Here is a 17,535-nt window from a genome sequence, read left to right as displayed (position 1 = left end):
AAAAAAATTGTAAAGTTTTTATTGGCATTAACTCTAATTGTAGGAGTGGCTAATGTTGCTTATGCTGAAAGATACGGAGATAGTATGAATGGAGCATCAAACTATGAAGTTGGTCAAGTACAATATAATGGAGCTGCTTGGAATTATTCAGGTTCAGGATATAATTGGGCATCCTTTACCTATACCAGAAATGGACAAACTTTACTTAAAAGAACTGCTAAAAAAGGAAAAGTGACTGGAAGCGTATGGGATGATTTGGTACGTTGGGGTAAAAATTATACAACGAAATTCTATTGGAATCATGGATAATCGCTTTTATTAGAAAAATATTAACTTAGTTTAAATTATAATATTGTAGCTATAATTTCTAATAAAAATTGTTAAAAAAGTGTATGAGGGATTATTATGTCCAAATCTTTGTTTAGATGGTATGAAAGATTATTGTTATTTATTTGTTACTTTATTTGCTATGCGTTTAATATACTATTTGATTATATAAGAATATTACCTGTAGATTCACTTCTTTTAGAGATTTATTTAAAGCAATTCTATGACTATCAGACTTATATAATGTTTGCAATATCATTTATTCTTATAATTTTTCATTATAAAATGTTAAATTCAAAAAAGAATGAGATTTATTGTAGATATATTGTAGGGGGTAATTTGGAATCTATTGCTAGTAAATATGCTTTAGATTGCTTACTAGTATGGTTTATTGCTTTTATACTATCATATATTATAGTTTTTGCATTAGGATTGAATATTATTAATAATATTTATTTGAGTTGTCCTTTACTTATATATATATTATTTAGTTCACGGAAAGTAGGAAATTTTGAAAGTTTTTAAATTCTTTATAAAAGAAATATTTTTAAAGAAAATATTAGTTGCTATAGGTGTCTTCTTGATGATTTTCTTAAGTAATTACTTAGTTTTTACAGCTATGCGTTCTGCATTATCAACATTAGAAGGATATAAGGAAGTAAGCCATCTAAATCAAGAAAATAGTTTTATATCTAACTTAGATCCAGAGTCAAATTTTGATATGGGGGCATTCAGTGAGTCTGACTTTCGAAGAATATATGATTATTTAGATGAAAATTTTTCTTATGGGATGTTTGCAAATGGTTTTATTGTTACCCCTCCAAACTCTTATAATATGGAAGCTTCTTGTGCGTATATAAATGAAACTTACTATAGATTAAATAAATTTAGATTATCACAGGGTACAGGTTTAGAATTTGATTATGACTTAAAAGAAGATTCAGAAATTCCTGTTATTATAGGTAGCGGATTAAGTAAAGACTATCCTTTAGATTCTACTATACAAATAGTAGATCCAGCACTTTCAAAAGATATTACTTTAAGAGTTAAAGGTATACTAGAACAGGATTACCATCGTTCTAATATATATGCATTAAACTCAAAAGAATATTATAATTTTTCTATTATTATACCAGCTAATAAAGAATTCATTGATCAATCTAACATTGGGCTTCAAGATCAAGGACTTTCAGATATGATAATTCTAGATACGTCTGAGAATAAAATTGAAAGCTTAAAGGAAACTATATATGAAAATACAGGTTTAAAATACAACTTCTTTACTCAAGAAGAAAATTTTGGATATTTTAAAGAATACTATCTAGACTCTTTAAGATCTATACTTATAGTTAGTATGATTATATCATTAGTTTTAATTTTGATTACTATTTGGTGCTCATTATCAGGTATAAACATGATGATTAAAGATTTTACTATTAATCTATTTGCTGGATTAAGCTATAAGAAACTCCGTAAGATATTATACGGATATTATGGAATTTTATTTGTTATAAATCTACTTATTTTATATGCAATAATTGCTTTTTCAAATCGTGGATATTGGTTAAGGAAAGAGATTTTATCGGTTAGCTTTGGTATACTAGGATTAACAAATATGGACTGGTTGGCATTAATTGGAGTAATCATATTTGACTTAATAATAGGAGTACTTATTGTTGAAATATTATTACATAAAATTAAGAAAGTACCTATTTCACTAGGAGTGTTACAATGAAAAAAGTTATTGATTTAAAAATAAATGAGAAAGCTTACAGAAATAAAAAACAATTAACATCTGTTTTAAATAACTTTAGACTCAATGTTAATAAAGGTGAAAAAGTATCTATTGTAGGAAGATCTGGTGTGGGAAAAACAACTTTATTAAACATTCTTGGACTACTTGATACTGATTATGATGGAGAATATATGCTTTTTGATTCTTTAATTAATAACATGGAATCTACACAGTTAGCTAAGTGGAGAAATCAAAAGATTGGTTTTGTACTTCAGGAATCAGCGCTGATTAACTCTATAACCATTGAGGAGAATATAAAGCTGCCTTTACAGTATGCTGACTCAGAATATATTTTCAAGGAGGAAAGATTCAATGAGATTTTAAATAAGATTGGAATTGAAAGTATATTAAAAAAGAAGCCTCTCGAATGTTCTGGTGGAGAAAAATCACGTGCTATATTTGCTAGAGCTATAATAATGAATCCATCCCTTATTTTATGTGATGAACCGACTGCTTCTTTAGATGAGTATAATAAGCAACAGATTATGAATCTTTTGTTTAAAATGAATAAAGAGCAAGATGTTACGATAGTAACTGTAACACATGATATGAATATAGCTAGTCAACACGATAGAGTAATTAAACTTGAAAGGAATGTATAAATGGGATTTTTTATAATGATATTATCCTTTATTGTGGGTATATTTTTTATTGCTTTAGGATTTATAAGAAAGAAAGATAATAAAAATTTGAGTATACCTATAATTTTTATAGGATTAATCTTAATTATTTTTGCTATTTGGTTAGGACTACCTAAATAGTCTATATAGGATATAATAATTGTGTATCAAATAAGTTAAAAATTTATTTGTTACTATTTCAAATAATTACAAGACTATTGGAAATATATTAAATAGAGTAATAAAAGTCTTACTACTTATACCTCTAAAGGACATTATTCTAAAATATTTAAGTAATATTATTATATGTAAATAGTTTTACAACGTATCATTCAATAAAGATGAATTTCGTGATAAGGTAAGGGTTGGTGATATAGATCTAGTAAGCTTAAGCCAATACGCACCTAAAAATAACTTTAAAACTATGGCCAGTAGTGGTATAAGCAAGGTTCTTAATGGAACTACTAGCTTTGATGAGATAGTAAGGGTCATGTATGATCAGATATAATTTTTGAGGAGACTTTATGGACTATTATAAATTAAAGATATGTGGGCTTGAAAGAGATTTACCTATTATTAAAATATCTGATGATTTAAAGATTGCATCATTTGTACTATTAGGAGATGCTGAGCTTGCAGCAAAAGCAGGCTATGAACTTAGCAAAAAAGTTGACTGCGATATTATTCTTACTGCAGAAGCTAAGGGCATAGAGCTAGCTCATGAAATAGCCAAAAGCAAAGGAGAAAAATCTTTTATAGTAGCAAGAAAATCAGTAAAAGCTTATATGGATAAGCCGGTAAGTGTAGAGGTAAATTCTATAACTACAACAAATACCCAAAAATTGTACCTAGACTTAAAAGATGCAGAAAAAATAAAAGGAAAACGAGTGGCCCTTGTTGATGATGTAATATCAACCGGTCAATCTATAGCAGCCTTAGAAGCCTTGGTGGAAAAAGCAGGTGGTAAGGTAGTTCAAAAACTTGCTATCCTTGCAGAAGGAGATGCGGCTGATAGAGAAGATATAATCTATTTAGAAAAGCTTCCTTTATTTGAAGTATAAATGATTTTAAAACTTCCAAAGAAATTTGGGAGTTTTTTTTATTGATTACAAATACTACTAGCTCACTAGTGGATTTTATAACGATTTAAAATCTTGATTTTTTTTGGTAAAGTTTTTTAGTTCTGGGTATATATCTTAATGACTCCACAAAATGGATAAAAAGAAAGGAATAATAATGAAAATTACTATTGGGGATTATATCCTTAAAAGACTTAAGGAATTAAATATTAAACACATTATCGGAGAGCCTGGTGACTTTAATCTAGAGTTTCTAGAGCAAATTTCAGAAGATGATGAAATTGAATTTGTTGGTATGAGCAATGAGCTAAATGCTGCCTTTGCTGCAGATGGCTATGCAAATGAAAATGGTATTTCTGCTCTTATGACTACTTACAGTGTAGGGGACCTAAATGCTTTAGGCGGGATTGCAGGATCTGTTGCAGAACACAGACCAATTATAATCATTTCTGGTACGCCACCTTTATTTGCTATGAGAGAGCGAAAAATGACCCACCATACTCTAGCCGATGGAGACTATGAAAATGTACGTCGTGCAATGAATGAGTTTGTAGATGATTCAGTTTTAATTACTCATGAAAATGCCAGATATGAAATAGATAGACTTATTGAAAGAGCAGTAAGATATAGTAAATCAGTAAATATTGAATTACCATCAAATATTGCATATCTTGATATAGAAATAGAAGATGATTTAAAACCTATTGATAAAAAGAAAACTAATTCAGATGAGGAAAGGTTAGAAGCCGCTGCTAAAAAAATTGCTCAAAGGTTTGAAAATGCTAAAAATCCTATAGTTTTAATCGATGAAGCGGTTGATAGATATGATGTAGCTGACAAAGTACTTGAATTAATCGAAAGAGCCCAAGTTCCATTTGCAGCTTTAGCTACAGCAAAAGCATATTATAATGAATCTCATCCTTTATATCTAGGAATTTACCAAGGAGATGAATCAGATGAGGGAGTTCAAGAAAAGATAGAAAATTCTGATTTCTTAATCTCCATTGAGCCAGTATTCATGCAAGCTAATAATGGTGAATTTACATCTAAACTCCCAGAAGATTCTATAATAATAAAGGCTGACTATACAAAAGTAGGCGATGATATTTTTGAAGCAGTTTATGTAGAAGATTTAGTAAATCTAGGTCTTAAAAATGTCTCTCAAAGAGAAAAAATTGACAGTGTAAACCAAACAAAAGAAAAAGAATTTAACTTTGAAGCTGATAAACTAATCAGACAAGAGGATTTCTACGCACAAATTGCAAGATACTTTAAAGAAAATGATGTGGTTTACGGTGAAACTGGTACAGCAAGCCACGGGCTTACAGAAATAAAAATTCCTGACGGAGTAAAACTTGTAAGAAGCCAAATTTGGGGATCAATTGGAGCTATGCTACCAATGCAAATGGGGGCTATGCTTGCAAGTCCTGAAAAACGTCACATCCTATTAATCGGTGATGGATCATTCCAAGTAAGTGCCCAAGCTCTTTCTAGGATGATTTATAACAAGCAAAATCCGATTATTTTCCTAATTGATAATGACGGATATACAATTGAACGTTATATAATGGGGATGAAAAGAGACTATAATGATATTCCAAAATGGGATTACTCATTACTACCACAAGCTTTCAGTAAAGGTCAATCTAATATGAAAACTGCTGAAGCAAGAACTCAAGGAGAACTTGAAGAAATATTAAAAACTCTTGATGATGTAAATGAAGGAATCATCATTACAGTTTATATGCACCAAGAAGATTCACCAGAAGTAATGGTAGATTATGGTAAAAATAAAGAAGACTTTAACTTTGGAAAAAGAGGTCCAGAAAACCCAGAACCAGACTTTAAGGCTTAGTATAAAAAACTGCAGATTTATTTCTGCAGTTTTTCTTTGTTTATATCAAAAATATTTTTAAGTCCATACAGCCCTAGATTAGGGATATTTTTAAATTTGTAACTATTATTTTCTATCAGGTTTGCGTGTGGCCCGGTTATAATTATGGATAAATTAGCTTTGTCTAGATCGTATTGGTCTATGATTTTTTCTACCATACCAATGATTGCAAAATTGTAGCTGTGGTATATGCCACTTTGGATGGCATTTTTTGTGTTATTCCCTAAAACTTCCCTAGTTTTTTCTATTTCTACCTGGGGCAATTTTGAACTTTCTTGGTAAAGAGATTTGGCATATAAATCTATACCTGGAAATATAACTCCACCCCTAAACTCATTTTTATTGTTAATAAGATCTATTGTTGTAATAGATGAAGCAGAAATTATTATTAGATTATCATCTAAGTCTTTTGCTCCAACAGCTCTAACAATCCTATCAGATCCCACATCTTTGGGATTTTCACACTTAATATTTAATCCTGTTTTAACTCCTGCTGATATCAAAATAGGGTTTGTACCAGTTAAGGACTTAGAAATTTTTTCATAAATTAAAGCCAATTCTGGTACTACAGTTGAAATAATTATATTTTTTATATTGCAGATATTAATATTTTTATCCTTTAATATAAGCTTGATAAATACCTCTATTTCGTCAATGGACTTATTTTTATCGCTTACAAGATTAAAAGTTACTAGTAAATTTTCATTATCAAAAATTCCAAATTTAGTAAACTTATTATCTATATCAATTGCTAGTAACATTTATCTCCTCGTTTTGCTAACTGCTTTTACAACTCCAGTTGTAATAATTATTGATAAAAAAGCTTCTGGTAGACCAGATGTTATTGAAACTCCAAGTATAGCTGATCTTGCATTTTCTAAAGGAATATTTAAAGCTTCTACATATTTTTGAGCATAGATTAAATAAATCCCACCTAAAACTAAAATTGTATTGGTCATAGAGCCAATAAAAGCCCCTACTGCTATTGGGAAATCTTTAGTTTCATTTTTTATAGAATAGACTAAAAGTCCTATAGAAGCAATTATTAAAACAAGTACTAAGATAATATTTGCCATAGATTCTCCTGTTTTAATATTTCTATAAAGTAAATAAATTAGAAATAATAAAATTAGAGCCCAAAGAATTTTGGAAAGTGATTTTAAATTTTTATCATCTAATTTTTTAACAGCCTTATAGGCATAATAAGAAGTAATCCCAATTAAAATTCTAGGAACAATTGAAATAAGTGGATTGTAAAAGACAAAAGAAACTGGGGTTGGTCTTGTTATTGCGTTTACTAAAGAAAATACTCCAAAAATAAAGCCTACCAGCCCTCCAACAACTGGCCCTTCTACCAGCGCTGCTATAATTACTGGAATATGCATAGTAGTGGCATTTATTATTCCAAGGGGAATTAGACCAAGTGGAGTAAGGCCAAGTACAATTGTAATGGCACCAAGAACTGCAGCAGTAACCAATTTTCTGCTGGATAGAGTTTTTTTATTCATTTTTACCTCCTGATACGGTTCATTATAGATACCGTTCTTATGATTAAAACACAAAACTTTTATATATTTTTAAAAAGCTAGAATCAATTGTATCCTGCCTAAAATATATAAGAGCTTTTTTTGATTATATCATAAGCTTTATAGGGGGTAAACACGGACACATTTTGTTAATAATTTATCTTTAAAAAATGGTATAATAAGCCTAGACTTTTAAAAGAGGAAATTATGGAAAATACAAACACACCAAATCACCTTGCAATAATCCTTGATGGTAATGGCCGCTGGGCTAAAAGACAAAATAAACCAAGAACTTTTGGCCATAAAAATGGGGCAGAAAATGTCGTGGATATTGCAATTCATGCAAAAAAACGTGGGATAAAATACCTTACTTTATATGCTTTTTCTACAGAAAACTGGAAAAGACCAGCAAGTGAAGTGGATTATTTGATGAAACTTTTAATAAAATTTGTAGAAAAAAAGATAGATCAATTAATGAAAGAAGACTGTAAGCTAAATTTTTTAGGAGACTTATCTGCTATACCAGGACCAACTCGCAAAGCAGTTGAACAAGCGCTTGAAAAAACTAAAGATAATAAGTCTTTAGTTATTAATATAGCCTTAAATTACGGAGGCAGAGATGAAATAGTCCATGCTGTTAAACAAATTATTGCAAAAGGCTATGGGCCAGAAGAAATTACTGAAGACTTGATAGCGGATAATTTGTATACTGCTGGCATCCCTAATCCAGATTTATTAATCAGGCCAGGGGGAGAAATCCGAATATCAAATTTTTTAATTTATCAGATAGCTTATTCTGAACTATATTTTACAGATGTATTATGGCCAGACTTTGATCAAGATGAGCTTGATAAGGCCTTAGAAGCATTTAAAAATAGAAATAGAAGATATGGAGCACTTGATGAATCTGATTAAAAGAACTCTTGGGGGAGCTTTAATTTTATTTATTTTAATAGCTATAACTTATTTTGGAAAAACTAGCCTAGCTATTGGTTTTACTATATTTTCCCTAATAGCTATAAAAGAATTGACAGATGCCTTTTCTAATATAGATTTTAGATTTAATAAAGCTTTATTATATATATGCGACCTTATAGTCATGGCAGCAAGTTTTTATGAAAAAAAAGAATTATTTGCTATTGGCTTAATTTTATCATTTGCAATTATTTTTGGAATTTTAATTTTTGATCAGCATACAAAGTTAGAGGATATCCTTGCCCATATATTTATTTTATTTTATGTGGCAGGGCTAATGGGGTCTATTGTAAGGACTCGCGAAATTAAATTTTTATGGATGCTATATATTACATCTTGGGGTTCTGATACCTTTGCGTATCTAACAGGCTCTCTTATTGGTAAGAAAAAAATAGCAGCTGTAAGTCACATAAGTCCAAATAAAACTTTGGCCGGATCAATAGGTGGAGTTTTAGGGGCAGTTATTTTAAATTTAATTTACAATAACTATGCTATATTAAATCTAAATATAAGTTTAATAATTATTTTTGCAGCTTTAGGTGCTATTCTATCACAAATAGGGGACTTGGTGGCATCTTATATAAAAAGAAAAACAGGGATAAAAGACTTTGGAAATCTTATACCAGGTCATGGAGGTATTATGGATCGTTTTGATTCTATGATATTTATAGCTCCGTTATTTTATTTATTTTCTGTTTTGTAAGGAGAAATAATGGGAACATTTATTATTGCCATGATTATGTTTTTAGCTCTGGTAACCATCCATGAGTTTGGACATTTTATTGTGGCAAAATTATCAGATATAAAAGTAAATGAATTTGCAGTCGGCATGGGACCAGAAATATTTAGTAAGCAAAGTGGAGAAACTAAATATTCTTTAAGACTCTTACCAATAGGTGGTTATTGTGCTATGGAAGGAGAGGATGAATCATCATCAGACCCACGTAGCTATGACAATGCGCCAGCTTTTAAAAGATTTTTAACAATCCTAGCAGGCCCTGGTATGAATTTACTTTTAGCCGTTATAGTTTTTACAATTGTAGCCTTTAATACTGGAACAAGCACTACTTTTGTAGGAGGATTTTCTGAAAATTCACCTGCTAAAGAAGCGGGCATATCTACTGATGATCAGATAGTAGCTATAAATAATCAAAATATTGAAGAATTTACTGATATTTCTAAAATATTAGCAGATTATTATGGAAAAAATGCTAAAGATAGTCCAGTAGAAGTTGTTACAAAAACAGCTGAAGGAAGTGAAAAAGCTTATAATATTACACCAACTTTTGAAAATGATATTCCTATTTTAGGGGTTTCTTCAAAAATGAAAAATGTTAATTTTGTCGAAGCTATTGGCTTAGGTTTTAAAGAAACCTGGCGCAATGTCAAAATGATATTTAATATCTTAGGTATGCTTTTTACTGGCAAATTATCCTTTGGTGCGCTTTCAGGACCAGTTGGTGTTGTAAAAGAAATAGGCAACCAAGCTCAAAATGGAGCCATGAGTGTCCTTTATTTCTTATCATATATCAGCGTAAATCTAGCTGTATTTAACTTGATACCATTCCCAGCCCTTGATGGATCAAAACTTGTAACCAATCTTTATGAGATGATTACTAAAAAAAGGGTCAACAAAAAAATTGAAGAAAAAGTTACTATTGTTGGTTTTATAATATTAATCAGTTTAATATTAATAATCACAATTAAAGATATATTTACACTTTTTTAAGGAGATGTAATGAGAAAAGAAACTAGAAAAATTTATGTAGGAGATGTTGCAATTGGAGGTGACTCTCCTATTTCTATCCAATCAATGACCACTGCAAAGACTAGTGACATTGATGCAGTTGTTAAACAAATCAATGCTTTAGAAGAAGCGGGATGTGATATTTCAAGATCAGCCATAAATGATATGGATGATGCAAAAGCAATAAGTGAAATAAAAAAAAGAACTAATTTGCCATTTGTTGCTGACATACAATTTGACTATAAACTTGCCCTAGCAGCAGTTGAAAATGGTTGTGATTGTTTAAGATACAACCCAGGAAATATTGGTAGCGAAGATAAGGTTAGAGAAATTGTAGAAGCATGTAAAGAAAAAAATATACCAATAAGAATTGGTGTAAACTCTGGATCTATTTCCAGAGAAATAGTAGATAAATTTGGCGGAGTAAATACTGATAGTCTTGTAGCCAGTGCTATGGAAGAGATAAAAATCCTTGAAGACATGGACTTTTATAATATGAAAATATCTGTAAAATCATCTGATGTAAATACTATGATAGATGCTTATAGAAAATTGTCTTCATTAGTAGATTACCCACTTCACTTAGGAGTTACAGAAGCAGGACCACTTTACCAAGCCCTTGTAAAATCATCAATAGGTATTGGATCTTTACTAAAAGATGGCATTGGAGATACCATTCGTGTTTCAATTACGGGTGATCCGGTAGAAGAAATAAAAGCTGGTAAAGCAATTTTAAAATCACTTAATTTACGTCGTGATGGCCTCGATATAGTTTCTTGTCCAACCTGCTCAAGAACTACTGTTAACCTTGAAGAGATAGTTGCAGAAGTAGAAGAAAAAGCAAATGGATTAAATATTGATGCCAAAGTAGCCATTATGGGTTGCCCAGTAAATGGACCTGGCGAAAGTAAAGAAGCTGATTATGGAATTTCTGCTGCAAATGGTATGGGATTCTTATTTAGAGATGGAAAGACAATAAAAAAAGTTAAGGAAGATGAAATAGTAGATACACTTTTAGATGTTTTAAAAGAAAGCTATAAGAATGAAGATTGATTTAAGCAACTTTGTCGACATTAAAGAAAATGAATATACAATAACAAATGCTATTTATAACAAAAATAAAAATGAATTAAAATTAACTATCGAATCTGACCTAGACCACTTTGACGATAAGGTAAGGTCAGATTTGGATGATTTTTTATCTTTTGTAACTCTTACAATAGAATTTATAAATTTAACTCCAGATATAGAAGAAGATTTTTGTGGTAATGAAATTGAAACTGATATAAATGAAGTGGAGATTATAGAGGATAAGGACCTAGATTTAAAGACACGTGAAGTTGTAGCAAGTAATGAAGAAAATTGTGAGACTGATTCTTTAGAAGAATTAATGGATCAAAAAGAAAAAGATCTCCAAGCTCGCATTAGCCATGCCATAAATCTTAGCAATAGTAAAGAAGAAAAAAAGCCTGCTGAGCCTATAGATGGCCTAGATTATGGTCCAAAAATAAAAAATGAAGTAATTCCTATTGCAGAAATTTATGATAAAAAGGGGCTACAAGTTTCTCTTATGGGTACAGTTTATAATCTAGATGTATTTGAAACTAAAAACCACTATTTTATTTATACTTTTGATATAGAAGATAGCACAGATGCGATTTCTTGTAAGATATTCTCATCAGAAAAAAATAAGGATAAGCTAAGACTTTTAAGAAATGGTGTAGCAGTCCAAGTTGAAGGTGTCCTAAACTACGATGATTATGCCCATGAGGAAATCTTTACAGCTAGATCTTTAAAAGATGCTATTATCGGCAAAAAAATAGATACAGCTTACGAAAAAAGAATAGAGTTAGAGCTTCATACAAAAATGACCAACCTTGATGGTTTTGTAGATAATGCTGATATTTTAAAAGTATTAGATGATTGGGACTGGGAGGCTATCGGTCTAACTGATACAGCAACTTTGCAAGGGTTGCCAGATTTATACGATGCTATCCACAAAAAGGGCAAAAAAATGCTGCCCGGGGCTGAGCTTTTACTTGTAGAAGATGAACTAAGAATTTTAACAAATCTTTCTTCAAATTCAGTTCCTACAACAAAAGATATAAAAGACCAAGAGTTTGTCGTATTTGACCTTGAAACCACTGGCCTTTCTAGATTTGCTGATAAGATTACAGAAATAGGGGCAGTAAGGGTAAAAGATGGAGAAATAGTAGAAGAATTTAATGAACTAGTAAATCCTGAGCAAATGATACCTGAAAAAGTTATAGAACTTACTGGAATTACCAATGAAATGGTAATGGATAAGCCAAAGATAAATGAAATCTTACCTAAGTTTTTAGAATTTGCAGGTGATTCAATCTTAGTTGGTCAAAACTCTGACTTTGATATTGGCTTTGTGCAGGAAAATGCAAAAATCCTTAATCTTGATTTTGCACCGATTTATATGGATACTCTGCCAATGGCCCGTGCCTTATTTGCTGATATGGGTAGATTTTCCCTAGATAAAATTGCTCGTAAATTAAATATTCCAGCCTTTAACCACCATAGAGCTAGCGATGATGCGAGAGCTACTGCTCAGATATTTATCAAAATGTATGCCATGATAATGGAGCAAGATCTTGGTTTATCTTCCATAAATAAACTAGAAACCCACTATCCAAAGGCAAAATTTGAAAACTTTTCTACTTTAGTTTTTGCTAAAGATGAAGTAGGTCTTAAAAATTTATATAAATTAATATCAAGATCAAGAATGGAGAACTTTAGTACCGAAGCTAAAACTCCTATTTCACTTATAAAAGAATATAGAGAAGGACTTTTAATTGGTAGCGGTGGCCATGATGGTCTATTGTTTAAATATTTATTAAATGATTATCCTCAAAGTAAAATAGATGAGCTAGTAGAGCTTTATGACTTTTTACAAATAGAACCTCTGGGCATTTTTGAAGATGAGGTTGAAAAGGGAAAACTAAGAAATTTTGACCAAATTATTGAAATTAATAAAAAAATAATCGACCTTGCTGAAAAAAATAATAAATTAGTTGTCGCTACTGGAGGAGTTAGATATTTTAAGGCAGATGATTATATTCTAAGAAACATCCTTCATAAGGGACAGTTTGTAAGATACCATGAAAATAAACCTTTATATTATCTAAGAACTACAAATGAGATGCTAGAGGGTTTTCCATATCTCGATAAAGATAAACAAAGAGAGATAGTGATTGCAAATCCTAAAAAAATTGCAGAACAAATTGCAGATATTAGGCCAATCCCACCTGGAACATTTCCTCCAGTTATAGAAGGGTCAGATGAAAAACTAAGAAATACTTGTTTTGAAAAAGCGCATTCTATCTATGGAAATCCTCTACCAAAGATTGTAGAAGATAGATTAAATAAAGAATTAAATTCTATAATATCAAATGGATATGCAGTTCTTTATATAATTGCCAAAGACCTAGTAGGAAAATCCAATGAAGATGGTTATTTAGTAGGATCTCGTGGGTCTGTTGGTTCATCTTTTGCAGCAACTATGGCTGATATTACAGAAGTAAATCCATTGTCACCTCATTATGTCTGCCCAAAATGTAAATATAGTGAATTTTTTGAAGAAGATAGATTAGGGGCTGGTATAGATTATCCAGACAAGAATTGTCCAGAATGTGGCACTCCTTTAAGAAAAGATGGGCATAATATTCCATTCGAAGTATTTTTAGGTTTCGAAGGAGACAAGGAACCAGATATAGATTTAAACTTTGCTGGTGAATACCAACCAACTATCCATAGGTTTACAGAAGAATTATTTGGTGAGGGCAAGGTATTTCGTGCAGGAACTATAGGAGCTATCCAAGATAACACGGCCTTTGGGTATATTAAAAAATATTCTGAAGAGTACCATGAAGAATTTACTAATGCTCAAATCAGAAAACTTCAAAGAGGACTTAAAGATGTAAAAAGAACTACAGGCCAGCACCCTGGGGGGCTAATTGTTGTGCCAAATGATATAGATATTTTTGATATAACACCTATCCAGTATCCAGCAGATGACCCTGCAGGTGATATTAAAACTACACACTTCACCTACAACATGATGCATGAAACTTTGTTGAAGCTTGATTTGCTGGGCCATGATGTGCCTTCTATTATCCGTGCCTTACAAGATTTAACGGGTACTGATCCATTACAAATAAAAATGGGTGATCCAAAAGTAATGAAGATATTTTCATCAACTGAGCCATTAGACATAAAACATGATTTTTCAAATAACGAAATAGGTACTTTGGGAATCCCAGAATTTGGTACAAACTTTGTACGTGGCATGCTTAAAGAAACCTATCCAACAAAATTTTCGGAAATGACTCGTATATCAGGTTTATCCCACGGTACTGATGTGTGGAATAATAACGCCAGAGACTTAATCATGTCAAAAACTGCAAACTTTAATGAAATAATCTCAACCCGTGATGATATAATGAACTCCCTTATCCAGCAAGGACTTGATAAGAAAAAGTCTTTCCAAATCATGGAAATTGTAAGAAAGGGTAAGGCCTTATCAGAAGAACAAGTTGACTACATGAGAGATAATGGTGTACCAGAGTGGTATTTAGAATCGTGTCTTAAAATAAAATACCTATTCCCGAAAGCCCATGCGGTAGCGTATTGTTTGATGAGTTATCGTATAGCTTATTATAAGGTTTATTATCCAGCAGCCTTTTATGCGACATATTTTAATACAAAAGTTAATGATTTTGTTTATTCTATAATAATAAATGGCCTAGAGTCTATCCAAACAGCCCTAAATAGCTATAAGCAAAGATTTGATTTAACGGCTAGGGATGAAAATATCAGAAAAGTATTAGAAGTTGCAGAAGAAATGTATGCTCGTGATATAAAAATTGATAAGGCTGATTTATATAAATCAGATGCTACAAAGTTTATTTTAAATAAAGAAAATGGTTACTTAATTCCACCTTTAAGTTCCGTAGATAACGTATCAGAGGCCATGGCCTTAGATATTGTAGAGGAACGTGAAAAAGGAGAATTTATATCAATAGAAGACTTTAATAAAAGAACAAAAGTTAATAAAAATGCCCTAGAAAGTTTAAAAACTTTTGGTATTATAGACGGCATCCAGGAAGAAAATCAAATGAGTTTATTTGATGGGATGTTTTGATTTTAAACTGCTATTTTTATAAATAGCAGTTTTTTTGTGTTTAAATTTATTAAAAATTATTTAATATTAACTATTAATTATTAAAGACATAAATAATTGACTCATAATAAGTAAGGTGTTATACTAAACATATAACACTAAACTTGATAAATTTGGAGGTCATTATGAAAAGGAGTACAAGTGAGAAGTTGCTTATAGTATTGATAGTCCTACAATCAATAATCTTTGCTATAGCAACAAGCCTATATTTAGATCAAAAATATAAGGAAAACTTTGATAATTTAGCCAACGATTACAAAGAAGTTTCTATAAATAATATTGATATAACTAAAGGCAATGAAGTAGGAGATTACATAACGAATTTTTTAAAGGAAAACCAGGCCTTGATGGTAAAAAAAGTAGAAGGTCCTGACTATACTGGAAAAAAATTAGTTCATGGTTATTGGATGAGTGGTGATTATGAAACCAATAAAGAAAAATTAAATTTAGAATTTCTAGACAAGCAGTATGCTTCAGATCAAAGCTTTAAAAACTTAGATAAGGGTGGGACTATTGGTTTGCTAGATGGAGATTATAGCACGATAGAGCCCACTCCTAGGTTCATTTTAGGAGATAGTTACTTTTTTATAAATTTAACTGGTACTGGAAAAATTGGAGGCTTTAATGGTGAATATAAGCTAATTGGTCTAGACGATGAAGGTGTAAATAGATTTTATGATGGTCTATCTAAAGTAACTGGACTAAGTGTAGATGAGATTAAAACATCAAATGGTGGCTCGGCTATAATGGAAGGCGGATATTCCCTCAGCTTTATAATTATCTATGCAGTATTAACTTTAATAATTATAACAATTTTAACCACCACAACAGTTTCATCCTTAAAGAATATGGGAGTCTACCTGCTACAAGGTTGGTCTAAAAAATCTTATATAAAAAGTATATACGGGCCTATTAATAAAATAGCATATTTTTTACCACTTTTATTTATTCCTTATGGCTTTATTTTAACTAAGGGAAGCTTTAATACTTTAAAATTCTACTCGGTATTTTTACTAGCTGGGATGATAAATTTAGCTATATTTTTATTTTTTGAATTATTAACATCACTTATACTAAGGACTGTTAAGCCTATAGATGCCATCCATGGCAGGACATCAAAAAAGGGCCTACTTATTTTTGGCATAATTTTATTTATGATATTTAATACTTCGACAAGTGCCTTATCCTTTTTGGATATAGATAATATGATAATTGAACTAAAAGATCAGATAGTTACTAAAAAAGAATGGGAAAATGTATCCGATTATTATGTATCCACTAGCTTTTATGATGGTGACGATTTTGAAGGTGACTACTCTATTACGCCTATGAGTTTTCATAGAGACTTTTATAGATTTTATCAGTCTATAGAAAATGAGCATGGAGTTAAATTTATATATACAGACTTCCGTTATAAAGAATGGAGTAAATACATGAAAGAAATGGGCTTTTATGACAATGCGCCAGATTTTTCATATCTTTTATTTACTGCCAATAAAAATTATATAGAAGATGATATGCAGGTAAATATAACAAATGAAATGGAAAAGTTAGCTAACGAAGGCTACAGAGTTTATCTAATACCTGAAAGCTTTTCAAAAGAAGATAGAAAGTCATTAGAGACAGCATTAAAAGAGATGGATGAAGAAATGTTTCTTGATATGACTGATGATAAAGACAGGGAAAATTTTGATATAAATTTTAAAGGAATTAAGTTTTTTATCTATAACAATAATAAAGATTATTTTGCCTATCCAAATAATATTGATGATGAAAGGTATAATGAAAAATTTCCTTCTACATCTACAAATCCAGTTATAAACTATGTTAATACTAACAATATGAGTATTATTGAATCATTAAACTTAATAACTGGTGGGGAAACTGGTTCAGAAATAAAATTAAGTCAAGAAGCCTATGATAAGTTTGCAAATAATGAATACTATAAAAAATATGATATTGATGATAATAAACCTGAATTTGTTCAGATAAGAGAACTGATAGGTGGCATGATTAGAAGTCTAACCCAAGCTATCTTTACATTTTTATTAGTTGGCTTACTGTTTTTTGGGATATCGGCAGCGATATTATCTGCACTCATAAACCTTTATAGGGAGATATACCTAGAAGAAGTAAATATCAAAAAATTCTTAGGCTATGATAATAAAAAAATATATAAGCCAATTTATATAATGGTTATAGTTGCAAGTATTATAAACTTAATAATTGCAATATTTAATGGGTCAATATTTGGTATATGCTTTGGTATCATTTTTGCTTTAATTGAGCTTATACTATTAAGAAAGTTTACCAATAAAAATCAGTTTGAGATGTTAGTAGAGTTTTTAAAATAGGGGATAAAA

General features: G+C 30.6%; 13 protein-coding genes. 11 read left to right on the top strand and 2 right to left on the bottom strand.

Annotated features, from left to right (window positions below):
• Positions 1-21 precede the first annotated feature (21 nt).
• The 5 genes from ACCQ40_RS04385 (at position 22) to ACCQ40_RS04365 (ending at position 5,676) form a co-directional block, all read left to right on the top strand.
• On the top strand, positions 22-309 hold the full coding sequence (locus ACCQ40_RS04385; RefSeq protein WP_410032769.1) for a hypothetical protein: 288 nt from the start codon (positions 22-24) through the stop codon (positions 307-309).
• Positions 310-838: 529 nt separating this feature from the next.
• Positions 839-2,062 carry a peptide ABC transporter permease gene (locus ACCQ40_RS04380; protein ID WP_410032768.1) on the top strand — a complete coding sequence of 408 codons (1,224 nt, stop codon included), beginning with the start codon at positions 839-841 and terminating at the stop codon, positions 2,060-2,062.
• A complete protein-coding gene (locus tag ACCQ40_RS04375; RefSeq protein WP_410032767.1) occupies positions 2,059-2,724 on the top strand; it encodes an ABC transporter ATP-binding protein in 666 nt (221 codons plus the stop codon). The genes ACCQ40_RS04380 and ACCQ40_RS04375 overlap by 4 nt, the downstream gene beginning before the upstream one ends.
• Before the next feature lie 542 nt (positions 2,725-3,266).
• Positions 3,267-3,803, top strand: coding sequence for a phosphoribosyltransferase family protein (locus ACCQ40_RS04370; protein WP_410032766.1), 537 nt, complete (start codon positions 3,267-3,269; stop codon positions 3,801-3,803).
• Positions 3,804-3,978: 175 nt separating this feature from the next.
• Positions 3,979-5,676, top strand: coding sequence for an alpha-keto acid decarboxylase family protein (locus tag ACCQ40_RS04365; protein ID WP_410032765.1), 1,698 nt, complete (start codon positions 3,979-3,981; stop codon positions 5,674-5,676).
• A gap of 17 nt (positions 5,677-5,693) precedes the next feature.
• On the opposite strand, the gene ACCQ40_RS04360 is transcribed toward ACCQ40_RS04365, so the two are convergent.
• Complete coding sequence (locus ACCQ40_RS04360; protein WP_410032764.1) at positions 5,694-6,476, bottom strand: type III pantothenate kinase; 783 nt, start codon at positions 6,474-6,476, stop codon at positions 5,694-5,696.
• Positions 6,477-7,223 (bottom strand): ECF transporter S component, encoded by a 747-nt coding sequence (locus ACCQ40_RS04355; protein WP_410032763.1) that lies wholly within the window; start codon positions 7,221-7,223, stop codon positions 6,477-6,479.
• 177 nt (positions 7,224-7,400) lie between these two features.
• Here ACCQ40_RS04355 and ACCQ40_RS04350 point away from each other — a divergent pair, with 177 nt between their 5' ends.
• From ACCQ40_RS04350 to ACCQ40_RS04325, 6 genes are all read left to right on the top strand, one after another.
• Complete coding sequence (locus ACCQ40_RS04350; protein WP_410032802.1) at positions 7,401-8,156, top strand: isoprenyl transferase; 756 nt, start codon at positions 7,401-7,403, stop codon at positions 8,154-8,156.
• A complete protein-coding gene (locus tag ACCQ40_RS04345; RefSeq protein ID WP_410032761.1) occupies positions 8,143-8,919 on the top strand; it encodes a phosphatidate cytidylyltransferase in 777 nt (258 codons plus the stop codon). Before ACCQ40_RS04350 ends, ACCQ40_RS04345 begins: the two co-directional genes overlap by 14 nt.
• A gap of 9 nt (positions 8,920-8,928) precedes the next feature.
• A complete protein-coding gene (locus ACCQ40_RS04340) occupies positions 8,929-9,945 on the top strand; it encodes a M50 family metallopeptidase (protein ID WP_410032760.1) in 1,017 nt (338 codons plus the stop codon).
• Between the two features lie 9 nt (positions 9,946-9,954).
• Positions 9,955-11,016 carry a flavodoxin-dependent (E)-4-hydroxy-3-methylbut-2-enyl-diphosphate synthase gene (gene ispG, locus ACCQ40_RS04335; protein ID WP_410032759.1) on the top strand — a complete coding sequence of 354 codons (1,062 nt, stop codon included), beginning with the start codon at positions 9,955-9,957 and terminating at the stop codon, positions 11,014-11,016.
• The gene (locus ACCQ40_RS04330; RefSeq protein ID WP_410032758.1) at positions 11,006-15,133 is read left to right on the top strand and encodes a PolC-type DNA polymerase III; all 4,128 of its coding nucleotides are present in this window, start codon (positions 11,006-11,008) and stop codon (positions 15,131-15,133) included. The genes ispG and ACCQ40_RS04330 overlap by 11 nt, the downstream gene beginning before the upstream one ends.
• A 164-nt stretch (positions 15,134-15,297) precedes the next feature.
• Positions 15,298-17,526: a hypothetical protein gene (locus tag ACCQ40_RS04325; RefSeq protein ID WP_410032757.1), complete on the top strand. Its 2,229-nt coding sequence runs from the start codon at positions 15,298-15,300 to the stop codon at positions 17,524-17,526.
• Positions 17,527-17,535 lie beyond the last annotated feature (9 nt).

This window comes from Anaerococcus cruorum (assembly GCF_046365495.1).
Taxonomy (GTDB): Bacteria; Bacillota; Clostridia; order Tissierellales; family Peptoniphilaceae; genus Anaerococcus; species Anaerococcus cruorum.
This window is presented reverse-complemented; position numbering and strand designations above follow the sequence as displayed.